The organism is Mucilaginibacter sp. (assembly GCF_028288205.1).
Taxonomy (GTDB): Bacteria; Bacteroidota; Bacteroidia; order Sphingobacteriales; family Sphingobacteriaceae; genus Mucilaginibacter.
In genome coordinates this window covers 93595-109214 of record NZ_JAQBOD010000043.1, presented here as the reverse complement: position 1 = coordinate 109214, position 15620 = coordinate 93595, and the positions used below count along the sequence as shown (strand labels likewise).

Genomic DNA, 15620 nt, shown 5'->3' with positions numbered 1-15620 from the left:
CAGGTGTTTCATTTCGGTATACTGACAGCAAAACTGCAAATCCGGCGTAGCCTTTATCCTTCCGAATCAATGGCCCGGCAACAAGCACCTTTTTTCTGTTCAAACTGTCGATGCTCGATTGGATCTGCCGCTGATCTTTAACCGGGGCCTGATACAGTTTTTCCCGCAACACTGTAATCTGTTGTTTGTAGGGGGCCAACTGGTCTTTAATCAGCTGATAATCGCGGTTATTCTTAGTGCCGCCTATCTTAAATTCCTTTTTCGTCAAACTAACGTTTATCACGCCGTTTTCAAGAATAAGCTCGGCGGGGATGCCACTTCCTCCACCAACTTCAATCAAAGCAAGGGTGGGGCGATTAACCTTACCGCGAAATTCAAACCTCCCATTTTTAATCTTAACCGTGTCACGGCTGATCCGATTGTTTAACACTAAAAATCCGTATTTAACATCGCTTGTCCCGCTTATTACATATCCCTGGGAAGAAGCACGAATGCTATAACACAAAGCAGGCAGAAGCATGCCGATCATTAATAATATCTTTTTCATGATTATATCCTATCGTGAGAAAGCCACCACCCAGTAGCCTATCAGAAAATGAATTTAGCTCAATTCTGTATTTAAGGATAAAGATGGTGGCTAACGTAACTTATTATACTTTAGTTTGATAGGATCTCTGAGAGTTTATCAAGCAATCCTTTATCCCTTAGATTGGTAGCAATAATTTTACCGGAAGGGTCTATTAAAAAATTCATAGGAATACTGCTCACCTTGTAAGCTTTCTGCGCTTCATTATCCGCGTTTTGAATATCCGCTACCTGTGGCCAGATCAAGCCATCTTTTTTAATAGCAGCCAGCCAAGCATCTTTATGTCCCTTTTCTTCAAGTGCCACTCCCAGGATAGTAAAATTCTTATCTTTAAATTGTTGATAGGCCTTGATCAGGTTTGGATTTTCCCTGCGGCATGGCACGCACCAGGAGGCCCAAAAATCAACCAAAACATATTTACCTTTAAAATCACTCAGTTTCACCGCCTTGCCATTTACATCAAACTGAGTAAAGTCAGGAGCCATTAAACCGATGGTAAGTGCTTTTGGGGGAACCAACGCTGCAGCACGTTGGGCTACTTTTTCGGGATGAAGCTTATCGTCCAAAGTCTTATTTATCAAAGAATCCGTTGCGGCAGCATCCGGACTTTTGTGCAACCGGTCTGAAAGGCCAACAAACAATTTCCTGGCTTCATTTACATCCTTACCATAACGGGCAATATCCTCCACAGCAAGAAAACTAAAGTATGAATCCGGGTTTTCTTTTACATATTTACGTTGATAATCAAGCTTTTTCTGTATAAAGCCATCCATCTTTTTAAGCGTTGCGACAGCGTTTTTATATTGGTTGAGCTTTTCGACACTGGAAGTATCTATTGAATTTTTATTGATGCCAAATATAATTGGTGATAGCCCATTGATGTAAAAGCCTATCTTTGCAGAATCCGCCTCAGGAATATACATATACTTAACATAATTTTCCTTCTCTTTTTCAATCTTATTATTTGACAATTCAGCCATACGTACGGACTGTTTGATATGGATGTCTGTCCCGTATTTATCAACTAAAAAAGCCTTGGAATCCCGGATATCCTCCCTCTTCAAGCCTTTGCCATCGTGTCCGGCATACATCATCACACTTACCACCAATCCGTCCATAGGAACAACCAGCTGAAACTTTCCATCCTTTACTTCTACTGAATCCATCGCTTTATGCTGTGTAGCCTTATTATAATAGATTGTAAATATCTTTGTAAGCTCTTTAGAGTCTACGGTACCTTTAATTATTGTATTTTTTTCCTGTGCAATACTTACTATTGGCAACAAGCAGGCAATAAATAATATTATTTTTTTCATGGTGATTTTTTTATTAACGGTTATAAAATATGCATAAGCTATAGCTTATCATCGCAATTTGTAAGCTGTAGCTTATGCAAGTTTTAATTAGTAACCCGGATTTTGTTGATTAGACATAGTTGGGTTCAGCGTGATCTGTGTCTGTGGAAGCGGAAAAAGCTGATCAGTTATCTGCCACTTGGTGGTACCTTTAAAAGCCTTTAACACCGCATCTGCCATACCCGTTCTTTTCAGGTCCAGCCATCGGTGCCCCCATTCTGTAAAAAGCTCTACCTGCCTTTCATGAGCTATAGCATCAAGACATTGCGCCTGGCTCAACGAAGAAAGGTAATTGGGAAGATCTGTAGGATTCACTCTTGCCCTAACCAGAAGAGCATTCAGGTCGCTCACAGCACCTGAAATATTATTCTGATGTGCCCGTGCCTCTGCTCTAATCAAATATTGTTCCGCAAGACGAAAAACCATGTAATACTCAGTCGACGGCAAATTAGCCTGGCTTACTTTATACTTGTAAGCGAAGTGAAGGCCTGAATAAGTACCCATCCACTGCGTTTTTCGTTTATCCCCCGGACTGCAGGCATTCCACAACACGTCAGTTAAATATGGGCGGGAACCAAAAGAACCGTTCAGAATATAATTATATCCCGAATAGCCATTAAGATAAGATGGATTACTCGGCATCAGTTGCCAAATCGTTTCCTTGCTATTTTTTAAAAATACCTGGTCAAGATTACTTGGCAAGGCATATAACGGATTACCGATTAACGCCGTAGCCTCTTCTTCTGCCTTTGCCCAGTTGCCCATGTACAGGTAAGTTCTGGCTATTAAAGCAGAAACCACCGCTTTGTTAGGCCTTACCCTTTCAACAGCACTCGGACTTGGGTAAGCCCCATTATTGCCGTTTACATAGGAATTTTTCACCAGCGTGCGGGCAGCCAATAAATCCTTCAGGATTTTACCATATACCTGTGAAACCGGCTCCCTGACAGCCACATTGGTCACTCTGTAGTCGGTAGTGTCAATATAAGGTACGTCGCCAAACAGATTTACCATATAAAAATGACAGAATGACCTGATAAACAAAGATTCCCCTATGAGCTGCCGTTTTGTTGAATCGGTAAGCTTGGTTGATTTCTCAACTCCTTCTTTTACCGCATTGGCCTGATAGATAAAATTATACCCCTTACTCCAGAAATCATCATTGGCTGAGGTTAACGCATTGTTGCTATATGCAGCGGGGGTGGTACTATATGTGCCAAGTTCGTCAGCAGTATAACCCAGGTAAGATGAACAATAATCACTTATAAAGTTATTGCCGCTCATCATATCACCATAAATACTTACTAAAGCGTTAATTGCAGTTACCTCATCACCAAACACCAGTTCAGAAACCACTTCTGTTTTAGGCGGCCCAATATCAACAAACTTCTTACAGGATACGCAGCCAATAATAATCAGTAAGATTAATGACAGCTTGGTTTTAAAAGAATATTTAATAAATTTCATACAATACATTATTAAAGTGTTAATTGGATACCTCCGGATATGGTTTTCATCGGAGGGAGTACAAGACCTTGCGTTTCAGGATCTGCACCCATATAGTTTGTAATTGTAAAAAGATTTTGTGCCTGGCAGTAAATCTTTGCTGATTTGATAGCCATCTTTTGCAAAAAGCGGGGATTGATTACATAAGAAACAGCTACGTTTTTGCAACGCAAGTACGAAGCATCTGTCCATCCCTGATTACTGTTTGCTGCTGCAGTTCCTGCTGTTGATGCAGCGCCATAAGTTTGTGTATAGCGCTGTATCGGGGCGATATCCCCTGGTTTTTGCCAGCGGTCCAGAAATGCCAATGGCAAGTTGTTGGCGCTACCAATCAAGTTTGACCAACCCGTAAGCAGGTTTTTTCCATCTTGCTTAACAAATTGCATAAATATATCCAGCGATACGCCCTTATAGGTAAAGCTGTTTTGCAGACCGCCATAATACTTCGGACTGGCACTAAAAACAGTAGTATTATCCGTTCCATAAATAGGATTAGATGTCAAGACTCCTGCTTTATTAATAAATTGATAAAGTCCTGTAGTAGGGTTTACACCGGCATAATTATATAATTTCAGAATAGTTACCGGCTCACCAACGATATAGGTATTTTTGTAAGAAGATTTTTCTAAATCAGGAAATGCGATCAGCTTATTTCTGGCAAAAGTAACGTTTCCAGAAGTTTTCCAGGTAAAGTTTCCGCTTCGGATATTAACCGAAGTAACCATGATTTCCCACCCTGTATTTTGTACCGTAGCCGGTAAATTGGCCGTTACAAATGTACTACCTGTTGCGGGAGACAATGGCACATTTACCAGTTGATTGGAAGATCTGTTTCTAAACCAGCTGGTTGAGAGGGTAATCCGATCTTTTAAAAATCCCAGTTCAATAGCGGCTTCCAGCTTTTTATTGGCTTCCCATTCAAAATCAGGATTATAAAGACGCGATGGCTTTAATCCATTTAGTCCCTGGTAGGTATAGGTAGAACTTGGTGTATAAGAATCCAGATATTGATAATTTTGGACCTGATCATTCCCCGTTATCCCGTAGGAACTTCTAATTTTACCAAGGCTCAAAAATGGAAGATTATCCTTAATTAAGTTTTCCTCAGAAAATATCCATCCAAGTCCAATAGCACCAAAGTTGGCAAACTGGTGGTCCGGTCCAAAACGGCTACTTCCATCTCTACGTCCGGTTAAATTAAATAAATACTTATCCTGATAATTATAACTGAAACGACCGAAAATCGCCGCATACTTATATTGACTGTAGGAATTGGTAATGGTTTTGGTAGTTGCAGCACTGATAATGTTCAGAAAAGCATCTGATTTAAAAATGCCGGTAATTATTTGCCCATCAGATTCATTTCCCTGCAAGGTTGAGCCGATCAATATCTTCACATTTCCTTTCAGCATGTTCCTTTCAAACTCCGCCTGAGGCTCAAAAATCCAGGTGCTTCCATTTCTCGTTCCAAAACTGGAGTTAGCCTGGGTAATATTGTATGAAGTTGGTAACATTGACGACGCAGGATTATTTCTGGTTTCAGAAAAATACGTGTTGGTATAACCAAATGCAGCTTTGATATTCAATCCCTGAATCACTTTATAACCAAGCTGGCCATTTGCCATCAAGTTTTTGGTTGAAGCGTTATATGGCCTAAGTAAGGACGCATAGGGATTGTTTACATAATCGGTCCAAAGTAAAGATCCGTCCGGATTAAGCATATCCGGTGCATTAGGTGCAAGTCCAACGTTACCATAAACATCCATTCCCGGAAGATTATTGTTATCCACGCTATAAGTGGCACCAAAACCCATTGTAAAACGCCCGTTCTTGGAAGTATTGTTGATGTTAAACCTTAGCGCCCCCCGGTCGTCTGAAAAGTTGCCACCATAAGGAGGGTTCTGTTTGCTATAGTCAAAGCCAAGCTGGTAGCGGGTTTGAATGGTTCCTCCTGATACAGACAACTGCGTATTTACGGTAGAACTGGTACTTCCTATCAATGCCTTTGTCCAATCTGTGTATTTATTTTTATCCCAGGTAGTAACATCATAGTCTGATGGCCCGGGTTTGGCATTATCATTTTTAAATGCCTCGTTACGCATTTCCAGGTATTGCTGCGTATTCATAAACTTGGCAAGCCGTGTGGGTAGGTTGGTTCCATAATTTACATTAGCAGATACCAATAAGGGTCCTACTCCTCCCTTCTTTGTGGTGATTAGAATAACTCCGTTAGCTCCTCTTGATCCGTAAATAGCGGTAGCATCGGCATCTTTAAGGATTTCGATACTCTCCAGATCAGCGGGATTGATATTGTTCAACGGACTCAGTCCACCGAGACCTGCAGCTGAACCCGAAGCCGTAGAAGAACCTGTACCTGTATACCCCGAAAGTACCTGGTTCAAGTTACTCGGAGAATAAGGAATTCCATCAACAATATACAACGGATCATTCCCGTTCAAAATACTGTTCTGACCACGAATCTGTACCGTAAAATTACTTCCAGGCACACCACTTTGCTGGGTAATGATCAAACCTGGAACCCTCCCCTGCAGGGCCTGCAGAAAATTAGCTACTGGCTGTTTTTCAATTTCTTCAGCAGTTATTTTCACCACATTTCCTGTATTTAATCTTTGAGTTGTCGTATAATATCCCTTATTCACCACCACTTCTTCCAATCGTGATGTCGCCGTTGCCAACCTGATCATCACATTATTTAACTTTCCGTTTAAAAGTTCACTTTTTTCACCAACTGTGGTAGTATCAGATTTCCGGTTCTTACCATTTTGGATAATAGGAGGTTTAACCACGCAAGTACGATTGATAATCTGTATGGTTATAGGCGAGTAGCCAACAGAGGAAATTGCAATCACTGCGTTTCCAGAGATTTGGGAAAGGAGAAACTGCCCCTGATCATTGGTTGTGGTATACCCCGATCCGTCAATCACCCTGACTGTAACCCAGGCCAGACCTCTGCCTTTGGCATCCACAATGCGGCCACTTACATCTACATTCTCAATAACATTGAGAATCTTATTCAGAACAGAGGGTTCTTTCTGTTTCAACACCACTGTTTTATTGACCAGTTCATAAGTAAAGGCATTATTTTCAAGTACCTTATCCATAACTTCATCAAGCGGGGTATCTTTAAAAGAAACCATAATTCGTTTGTTCGCATCAAATAGGTTAGAAGGCCAGATCACGCGATATTCGGTCTGCTTCTTAATTTCAGAAAACACCTCTGCGATGGACACTTTGTTGCGGCTCATGGTAATCTTCTGGGCAAGCCCGGATGCACTTACCTCCATTAAAGATATAATCAATATGATTACAGTTAACTTCATAGTTTTTAACAATTGCGCTAAGCACGGAGGCGCAAACCATTTCTTGGTATAAGTTTTATTCATTCTATCATTTGTTGTGACAAGACTTAGTGGTATGATATAAACCATTGATATTGCTTTAATCGGCAATAATGTCTAAGTTTGCTTGTCTTGTTAATCTGTTAAATAGTTGTTTCCTCAATTTTTTGGCATTGGATAAGGCATTACCGTGACTCTGATTCGACCCTGAGTTGCGGTTTTTTTTATCTGCGCCACCATTAATGAATTCAAATTATGGTGCTCTATTTTTCATCTGTTTGTTGATTTAAGCCCGTCTTTTCTGACAAAGACAGGCGGGTTAAGTAATTTTTAATTATTATTTTGTTTTTCATGATACCTTATTAAAAAGGGCTAATGGTGAGCTGCTTCCCTTCAACCTTAAATTTGATCAGTTTAGTGGATTCCAGTACGGAAATTAACTGAGATATGTTCCCAAAACGCGAAACACCGCCGCTAAAAGGCTGCTGCCGAATCTGGGCATTCGTAAAAACCACTTTCACACCATACCATCTGCTCACTTTACGCATAATGCTCTCCAGGGATTCTTCATTAAACACAAACTCTCCATTCTTCCAGTCTATAACTGATTGGGCATCTATTTCGTGAACATAAATTTGGTTTGAACGGTTCAAAATCGCCTGTTGATCAGGCTCTAATAACTTCGATTCAGAAGAGCCAATAGCAGAGACCTTAACCGAACCTTCCATTAAAGTAGTGCGGGTACTCTGCTCATCAGCATAATTGGAAATGTCAAAGTGGGTGCCCAAAACTTCCACCTTTTGTTCAGCAGTAGACACAATAAAAGGAATTTTCCGGCCCTCATCCTTACCTTTTTTGTCCATTTGAAGCTTAGATACTTCAAAATATGCTTCTCCGGTTAATCTAACTATTCTCTGCTTTAATCCTGCAAAGCTGGCTGGAAACTCCAGCTTACTTTCCGCATTTAACCATACATGGGTACCATCCTGCAATACAATCTGGTAGGTTCCGCCAGTAGGTGTACTGGCCACCAGGAGCTGTTCAGCTTTAGTTTGCACATTATCACTAACTTTTTCCTTTTGCGTATTCAAAGTATCCTCAACCGAACTGCCATCATTATATTTCAAGCCTGATGCCGCAATGACTACTCCGCTTTTTGTGTCACTCAAATTTATCGTATTCCCATTGGCGAAGGTTAAGGTTGCAGTATGACGACCAATAGGAATCTTTTCGGTATTATGCTCGTTTTCAAATTTAGTGTAGTATAACTTATAAAATAATAGCCCTGAACTAATTATCAACAGCAAAGATGCCGCAACAGCGATCCATCTTTTACCCCCCAGTCGGTAGATACGACTGCGGGAACCTTCTTTCAAATTACTGTCGGCAGACTGTTCAGTTTTATCTCCGATAATACGCTGAAATATACGTGCTCTATCTTCTTCAGAAAATAGATTATCCCCTGGCGTAAAAGTACTCCAGTATTGTTCCATCAATTCCTGAACCTCCAGGCGATTTGAATGCCGTTCAATAAGTAAATAAAATTCCTCCTCTTCATCGCTCGATGCCAGTTTGTTAAAGTGCTGGTGAAATAAGAATTCTAGTCTGGTTTGTTGCATTATTTCCCTTTATAACTTAAACAGCTTTTGTTATCTACTTGCCTAAAGACGTATGCCTCAAAAAAAGGGGGTAGTGGAAAAATAAAAAAAATTAATTCCGTTGTTGTTTACCTCAAATAACTGATCAAATAATTTTGATATTAATTTTGATCAATGATCAAAATAAGAAAACTGTAATGTTGCTTACGCTCAATATTCACTCTTTAACAGGTTGATAGCGTATGAAACAGAGCGGGGTATAACTACTTAGGGGAATATTTATGAGTGCATGTTTTCACTCAACTGTTACCACCGGGTTGCAGGGCTATTCTTCCGTCACAATGGGTGTTCTCGCAATAAAGTTTGCGTGCTTTAAGCCTGATCCGGTTCTGGCTATTCAGCATCGGCAATTCATTACCTTATGCCAATAGTAACTATGAATCTTATTAGAAGAGCCATCAAAAGATGTCACTTACTTCCGTATTAAAGGGCTGATCAGAATCAGCAGGATTCCCATATCAATTTTTGCATAAACATCTTTCTTAATAGAATTAACAGCATATTGAATATGCTTTTTTACCGTTTCTGGCGATATATTCAAAAGAATGGCAATTTCATCATATTTAAGCCGCTCATGACGGCTAAACAAATAAACTTTCTTGGCCTGCGGAGGCAACCTATCAACAGCATTATCAATCAGTATCCGGTACTGATCAATAGGGGCCTCAGCAGGTTCGGTTTCCAACTCCTGCTGAAAATATTGTTCGATCTTCTTTTGCATATTATGCTTGTGGGAAACTTTGCGAAGTTGGTCATAAGTTTGGTTCCGGCAAACAATGAATAGGTAATTACTAAAACTTTTCAGTTCCGCCAGGGTTTCTCTTTTCAGCCATATTTTAATAAAAGTATCCTGAACAATCTCTTCGGAAATGGCTATGGAATTAGTTAGTCTAAATACATATTCCCCTAAAGGATTATAATAAAAATCAAACAGCTCTTTAAATGCACGTTCATTGCCTTCAGCTACCTTAACCAACAAGGTACGTTCATTTACAAGAGATTTTATAGCCATTATTTTACCTTCCCGCACCAGTTAATTTGGGGTATCTTTAGGCAATGTTAAGGATTTTACCTGAAAATACCCGTCTTAAGCACCTAAAAACCTTAGGTATAGCTTTTTTTGGCAATTAAATCCTAATTAACAATGAATATAAGGATAGATTGGCTTCGATATAGCGTAAAACCGTCTGATAACGCCGATAAGAGTAAAAATACCCGTCTTAGGCCCCTGAAAATCTTAGGTATAGTTTCTTTTGGGCAATTAGATCCCAAATTACTAATAAATATAAGGCAAATTGGCTTTGATGTAACGTAAAAACTTTTGATAACTCCGATAATAGCATCAGCAGGAATCACGCCAGTTAAAAGTGTTAGTAGAATTATAGTTAAACAGATACGGCGAATAGCATGGCCTCTGCTCACGGATTCTCTTCACTGTAAAATTGAATATTCCGAATATTTCTGACTGAGAAAATAACATTTACAAACCACTCGGAAAAATTAACGAAATATCTGCTGTCATATACAAACAAATGAAACAAAGACCTGGTTTAAACGACTATATGATAGTACATGCAAGTATCTGACAATCAATTACTTGCCGATACAGAACTTACTGAATATATTTTCAAGCAGATCATCAGTAGTAACCGCGCCTGTAATTTCGCCGAGATAATGAAGTGCCTGTTTAATATCCATTGACAGGAAGTCGGAAGTTACGGTATCTATTCCGTTCAATACCCTTGCCAGGGCCTCTTCTGTTTTTTGGAGGGCTTCCAAATGGCGTATATTGGTTACCAGCATTTCGTTTACGTCCAGCTGATCTTTTACTGCAGAGTGATATATCTTTGATTTAAGCTCATCTATATGCGTTTTCTCCTTTGCCGAAATAATAATGGCTTGTGAATGAGGTAAAGCGCTGAGTTGTTCGGGTGTTAGCAGATCGGCTTTGTTTGCGACAACAAGCATAGTAACATCGGGGCGTTGCAGGCTTTCTAAGTCGCTGTTTAGTTCTTCAATGGTAATTTGCGCCGCGTCATAAACATAAACCAACAGTGCCGACTGATTTATCTTTTCCATGGTGCGCTCTACCCCTATTTTTTCAATAGCATCAGTAGCCTCGCGTATTCCGGCAGTATCTATCAGCCTAAAGTTTATGCCATTAATATTTAATACCTCTTCTATAGTATCGCGTGTTGTGCCGGGTATATGGCTTACTATGGCGCGCTCTTCGTTTAACAGGGCATTTAACAGGGTTGATTTACCGGCATTTGGCCTCCCGGCGATAACGGTGTTTACACCTTGTTTAATGGCGTTTCCTAATTCGAACGATTGTATCAACGCGCTAATTACCCGCACAATTTCATAGATCAGTTTTTTTAGCTGGTCGCGGTTAGCGAATTCTACATCCTCTTCTGCAAAATCAAGTTCAAGCTCTATCAATGAGGCAAATTGCACCAATTGATCCCGCAAAGTTTGCAGTTGATTACTAAACCCTCCCCGCAATTGTTGTAAGGCCACTTGCTGTGATGCTTTCGAGTTGGAGGCGATCAGATCGGCAACGGCTTCGGCTTGCGAAAGATCCATTTGTCCGTTCATAAAGGCCCGCAAGGTAAATTCGCCGGGCTTGGCAGACCTTGCGCCGCGCTTAATGAGCAGCTTTATAATAGATTCTAATATATAAGCAGAACCATGGCAGGAAATCTCTACCACGTTTTCGCGGGTGTATGATTTTGGAGTTACAAATAATGAAACCAATACCTCATCCAATATAGCATCACCATCAACTATATTACCAAAATGGATAGTGTGTGATGGTTGTTTGGTCAGATCTTTACCCTTAAATATGCTATCGGCAATTGTTATAGCATCCGGGCCCGACAGGCGTATAACCCCAATGGCACCTATCCCGGTTGGGGTGGCAAGTGCAACAATGGTTTCTTCTGTATTAGTCATTGCGGGCAAAGGTCGCAAATTACCGTCAACAATAGTTATAACCATAAAGTAAAAAAACTAAATTGCGATTCAATTATGGTAACTTTTTTTGAAGCTTCGCTCGATACAATTTCTGTACATCACGTTGGTAACCAGTCGCAAAGCGAAATGTATGCCCTGTCTGATCATCCGCTTGTTTTAAAAGACGAGTTGATTTCCAGCTTGCTTAAGCAGTATTTTTTAACTCCGTTCGAAAAATCGGTAGAGGTTTACCACCTGATGCACAGCAGCGGCGACCTGACGCTTAATGAAATACACCACTTTGCCACACAGATATTCGACGATAAAGAGAAGTTTCATGACATGTCTGAACAGATAGCTAAGTACCTGTACAAGGTTGCTAATCACCCTAAAATAAAATCGGGCGAGTTATATGTGGTGTATTTTAAAAATGTGCAGATTGAAGGTAATTTACTGGAGGCTATCGGCATTTTCAAATCAGAAAACAAAGAAACTTACTTAAAGGTTTATCCCGAAAAAGGTGGCTTCGCTGTTGATTATGAAGAAAATGCCATCAACATTAACAAGCTGGATAAAGGCTGCCTGATATTTAATATTGAAAAAGAGAACGGCTATAAAGTGGTTGTTATTGACAATAACAGTCGCGGGCAAGAGGCTGCCGTTTATTGGAAAGATGACTTTTTACAGCTTAAAATACGCAACGACAGCTATAATCAAACCAGTAATGCTTTAGGCATCTACAAGAACTTTGTCACCAATAAAATTGACGAGGGGTTTGATATGACCAAGGCTGATAAAATAGACCTGCTTAACCGCTCGATTAAGTACTTTAAAGAGAAGGAAACCTTTGATATGGACGAGTTTGCCGGCGAGGTTATCAGTAACCCAAAAGCGATTGAATCTTTCAAAACCTTTAAGAACCAATACGAGGACGAATTTGATACCAAGATTGGCGATACGTTCGAGATATCAAACAATGCCGTAAAGAAGCAAGCACGTGTTTATAAATCGGTATTAAAGCTAGATAAGAACTTTCATATTTATATACACGGCGATAACAAACTGATTGAGAAAGGCTTTGACGATGATAAAGCGATGAATTATTACAAGGTGTTTTTTAAGGAGGAGCAATAATGGCTATTGCTTGTTTCACGCGAATGTGAAACAAAATGTAACAAGTGAAACAAGATTTTGACTTAATATACTTACAATCAGTTGTTTGTGAAAAAGTAATGTAACAAAATGTAACAACTTTTAAGTCAGTATTTTTATGTGTGATTTTTACTTATTTTATTGGTTATCAATTAATTGCAATTAATTGATTTTATGAACCGTGTAACAAGATTTGTGTAACAACTTATAAGTCAGTAAACTGTAACTTAAAAACCACATAATTATCTATAAAAAAGCTACTTATAAATAGTGGAGAAAAGCCTTAATGAAACAAGTTTGAATAGCTTAAAGATGGAAGGAAATTTGATGAGACTTATAATTACTTCTCCTCGCTATACGCTGACCGCATAAACCCGAGCACTTCCTCATTAATATCCTCAGCATTTAACACCCTTAAATGATGATTAAACTGTTGCTGACCGGGTACCTGCCCTACTTTCTGAAAGCATAAATTATCCTCATACGGATGCCTGAATGGAAATACCACATGGATAAAATTTTTACCCAACTGCGTTACCCAAGCAATACGTTTATGGGCGTTAGATATGCCTATCATGGTTTTGGTCGGTTCTACCAATATGGTACCGATCTTTTCAAACTCTCTGATAAAATGATTATAGAGCGCAAGCGTATGATCTGATTTACCAGCTAAAAATTCAGTTATTCGTCTTTCTTCTTTCATAACGTAAATATATAGTTGTCATTTCTATACGAGGAACGAGTGAGAAATCTTAGACAAGCGACCTATAAAGCGTTTAAGATTTCTCGCTACGCTTCGAAATGACATGGAATATTTGTTACAATATCGAAATAATTTCATTAACACCCCAACGCTCTTCTATCCCTAATCCAAACAGCGCAAAATCATACTTAACCGGGTCAACAGGATCAAACTCGCGCAGGCGTTGGGTAAGCTCTATGGCCGTTTGCCAATCAGTTTGTTTGCGGGTGATGAGGTTTAGCTTTCGGGCCACCCGGTCGACATGCAGATCGCAGGGCATTATTAGTTCTGATGGTTTAATATGGTTCCAGATACCAAAATCTACACCGCAATCATCCTTGCGTACCATCCAGCGTAAAAACATATTTAGCCGCTTACAGGTAGATTTTTGTGATGGTGAGGATACATGTTTTTTAGTGCGATGCGGAAAATCCGGCAACGAAAAAAAATAATCGCGAAAGCCCCCCAATCCCCTAAAGGGGGAGTAATTACCGTCGGCGGGTATGAAAGCCGACTCTAAAGATTCATGATTTGTATAGTGATATCTAAAGAACGCTATAAAATACAGCGTATCAATATCATTAAAAGTACGATGCTTAAAATGGAGTAGTTTTTTCAGATCGATTTCTTCATGATTGATGATGAAATCATAGGGCGCTCCGTCCATCAAAGCAATCAGCTCTTTGCATTTATTGATGATGGTGACGCGTTGCCCCCAGGCCAGCGTTGCGGCCCAAAAGCCCATAATCTCAATATCCTGCTTTTTGGTGAACAGGTGCGGAATGCAAATCGGGTCATTAGCAATAAAACCAGGTTGGTTGTATTGAAGAACCTTAGCGTCGAGAAAAGCTTTTAGATTTTCAATCATTTAACTTATAAATAAGCGCCATTGCGAGGAACGAAGACAACCGACCAAAGGGAGCTCATTAATACCTTTAAAAAACAATAATAACATTAATAATCTCTGCAACAGACATTCAAAAGGATAAATTTCATTTGGCGATAGCCAGCACGACCATTGGGGACATTGATTAGCAAATTAAGAGATTGCTTCGTTCCTCGCAATGACGTGTTGGTTAGTTGGTTTATGACAATGCCTGCCTCAAATCATCTAACAAATCATCTACATCCTCAACCCCTACGCTTAAACGTAACAGGTTATCCACTACACCAACTGCTTCCCTCGCCTCTTTGGGTATAGACGCGTGCGTCATAGTAACCGGGTGATTAATTAACGACTCTACTCCACCCAATGATTCGGCTAATGCGAATACTTTGAATGATGAGGCAATCCTGAATGTTTCCTTCAGATCGGCATCTTTTAGGGTGATAGCTATCATGCCCCCAAAATCCCGCATTTGCTTTTTGGCAATTTCGTGGTTAGGATGATCGGTAAAGCCCGGCCAGTATATTTTATCAACTTTGGGATGTGTTTTCAGGAACTCGGCTATGATTCGGCCATTCTCACAATGCGCTTTCATGCGCAGGTGCAGGGTTTTAATGCCGCGCAGTACCAAAAAACTATCCATTGGCCCCGGTGTAGCACCACAGGAGTTATAGATGAACCAAAGACGCTTATACAGGTCCTCGTCATTAAGCATTAACGCCCCCATCACCACATCAGAGTGGCCACCAATATATTTGGTTACCGAGTGCATCGCAATATCAGCACCCAGGTCAATTGGATTTTGCAGGTATGGTGACGCGAAGGTATTATCTACAACAGTTAGCAAACCCTTTTCTTTGCCGATCTTAGCTACAGCCGCAATATCAACTATCTGCATGGTTGGGTTGGTAGGCGTTTCTATCCAGATCAGTTTAGTGTTAGCATTGGTATATTCCCGGATAATATCAGGGTTTGACATATCCAGAAAATGGAACTTAATACCATAATTGGCAAATATCTTAGTGAACATACGGTATGAGCCGCCGTACAGATCATTACCTGTAATAACTTCATCGCCGGGCAGTAATAATTTCATTACTGCATCGGTAGCACCCATGCCACTTGAAAAAGCCAAACCAAATTTGGCATTTTCTAAAGCTGCCAAACAATTTTCCAAAGCCTTACGGGTAGGATTTGTACCACGCGAATACTCATACCCCTGGTGATCGCCCGGCGATTTTTGCCAGTAGGTAGACGTTTGGTATATCGGTGTCATTACCGCCCCTGTACTTGGGTCAGGTTCCTGACCCGCATGTATGGCTTTTGTTGCGAATTTCATGGTGATACTTTTTATTTACAGTTAAAAAAAGCGTCATTGCGAGGAACGAAGCAATCTCTGCACTCGCTAATCAATATGCACA

The 15620-nt window shown here is 40.1% G+C and carries 11 protein-coding genes; 1 reads left to right on the top strand and 10 read right to left on the bottom strand.

Going from position 1 to position 15620, the window contains the following annotated elements:
- From JWR23_RS10360 to mnmE, 7 genes are all read right to left on the bottom strand, one after another.
- Window positions 1–547 (bottom strand): DUF4369 domain-containing protein (locus JWR23_RS10360; protein ID WP_299515840.1); only part of this gene is annotated, 547 nt, incomplete at its 3' end.
- A 110-nt stretch (window positions 548–657) separates the two neighbouring features.
- Window positions 658–1902, bottom strand: coding sequence for a peroxiredoxin (locus tag JWR23_RS10355; protein WP_299515838.1), 1245 nt, complete (start codon window positions 1900–1902; stop codon window positions 658–660).
- Between the two features lie 87 nt (window positions 1903–1989).
- The gene (locus JWR23_RS10350; protein WP_299515836.1) at window positions 1990–3408 is read right to left on the bottom strand and encodes a RagB/SusD family nutrient uptake outer membrane protein; all 1419 of its coding nucleotides are present in this window, start codon (window positions 3406–3408) and stop codon (window positions 1990–1992) included.
- An 11-nt stretch (window positions 3409–3419) separates the two neighbouring features.
- On the bottom strand, window positions 3420–6788 hold the full coding sequence (locus tag JWR23_RS10345) for a SusC/RagA family TonB-linked outer membrane protein (RefSeq protein WP_299515835.1): 3369 nt from the start codon (window positions 6786–6788) through the stop codon (window positions 3420–3422).
- A 380-nt stretch (window positions 6789–7168) separates the two neighbouring features.
- Window positions 7169–8425: a FecR domain-containing protein gene (locus tag JWR23_RS10340; RefSeq protein WP_299515833.1), complete on the bottom strand. Its 1257-nt coding sequence runs from the start codon at window positions 8423–8425 to the stop codon at window positions 7169–7171.
- Between the two features lie 451 nt (window positions 8426–8876).
- Window positions 8877–9476 carry an RNA polymerase sigma factor gene (locus JWR23_RS10335; protein WP_299515832.1) on the bottom strand — a complete coding sequence of 200 codons (600 nt, stop codon included), beginning with the start codon at window positions 9474–9476 and terminating at the stop codon, window positions 8877–8879.
- 581 nt (window positions 9477–10057) lie between these two features.
- A complete protein-coding gene (gene mnmE / locus JWR23_RS10330) occupies window positions 10058–11419 on the bottom strand; it encodes a tRNA uridine-5-carboxymethylaminomethyl(34) synthesis GTPase MnmE (protein ID WP_299515831.1) in 1362 nt (453 codons plus the stop codon).
- A gap of 75 nt (window positions 11420–11494) precedes the next feature.
- Here mnmE and JWR23_RS10325 point away from each other — a divergent pair, with 75 nt between their 5' ends.
- A complete protein-coding gene (locus JWR23_RS10325; RefSeq protein WP_299515830.1) occupies window positions 11495–12553 on the top strand; it encodes a nucleoid-associated protein in 1059 nt (352 codons plus the stop codon).
- A gap of 358 nt (window positions 12554–12911) precedes the next feature.
- On the opposite strand, the gene JWR23_RS10320 is transcribed toward JWR23_RS10325, so the two are convergent.
- From JWR23_RS10320 to JWR23_RS10310, 3 genes are all read right to left on the bottom strand, one after another.
- Window positions 12912–13274: a DUF5655 domain-containing protein gene (locus JWR23_RS10320; protein WP_299515829.1), complete on the bottom strand. Its 363-nt coding sequence runs from the start codon at window positions 13272–13274 to the stop codon at window positions 12912–12914.
- A gap of 115 nt (window positions 13275–13389) precedes the next feature.
- Window positions 13390–14181 (bottom strand): TIGR02757 family protein, encoded by a 792-nt coding sequence (locus JWR23_RS10315; protein WP_299515828.1) that lies wholly within the window; start codon window positions 14179–14181, stop codon window positions 13390–13392.
- Between the two features lie 217 nt (window positions 14182–14398).
- Window positions 14399–15538, bottom strand: a complete 1140-nt coding sequence (locus JWR23_RS10310; RefSeq protein ID WP_299515827.1) for a cystathionine gamma-synthase — start codon at window positions 15536–15538, stop codon at window positions 14399–14401.
- Window positions 15539–15620: the final 82 nt, after the last annotated feature.

Bases quoted from the DNA above. Each gene is read 5' to 3' on its own strand.
- JWR23_RS10355 (WP_299515838.1), bottom strand. From the start codon at position 1,902: ATGAAAAAAATAATATTATTTATTGCCTGCTTGTTGCCAATAGTAAGT.
- JWR23_RS10350 (WP_299515836.1), bottom strand. From the start codon at position 3,408: ATGAAATTTATTAAATATTCTTTTAAAACCAAGCTGTCATTAATCTTA.
- JWR23_RS10345 (WP_299515835.1), bottom strand. From the start codon at position 6,788: ATGAAGTTAACTGTAATCATATTGATTATATCTTTAATGGAGGTAAGT.
- JWR23_RS10340 (WP_299515833.1), bottom strand. From the start codon at position 8,425: ATGCAACAAACCAGACTAGAATTCTTATTTCACCAGCACTTTAACAAA.
- JWR23_RS10335 (WP_299515832.1), bottom strand. From the start codon at position 9,476: ATGGCTATAAAATCTCTTGTAAATGAACGTACCTTGTTGGTTAAGGTA.
- mnmE (WP_299515831.1), bottom strand. From the start codon at position 11,419: ATGACTAATACAGAAGAAACCATTGTTGCACTTGCCACCCCAACCGGG.
- JWR23_RS10325 (WP_299515830.1), top strand. From the start codon at position 11,495: ATGGTAACTTTTTTTGAAGCTTCGCTCGATACAATTTCTGTACATCAC.
- JWR23_RS10320 (WP_299515829.1), bottom strand. From the start codon at position 13,274: ATGAAAGAAGAAAGACGAATAACTGAATTTTTAGCTGGTAAATCAGAT.
- JWR23_RS10315 (WP_299515828.1), bottom strand. From the start codon at position 14,181: ATGATTGAAAATCTAAAAGCTTTTCTCGACGCTAAGGTTCTTCAATAC.
- JWR23_RS10310 (WP_299515827.1), bottom strand. From the start codon at position 15,538: ATGAAATTCGCAACAAAAGCCATACATGCGGGTCAGGAACCTGACCCA.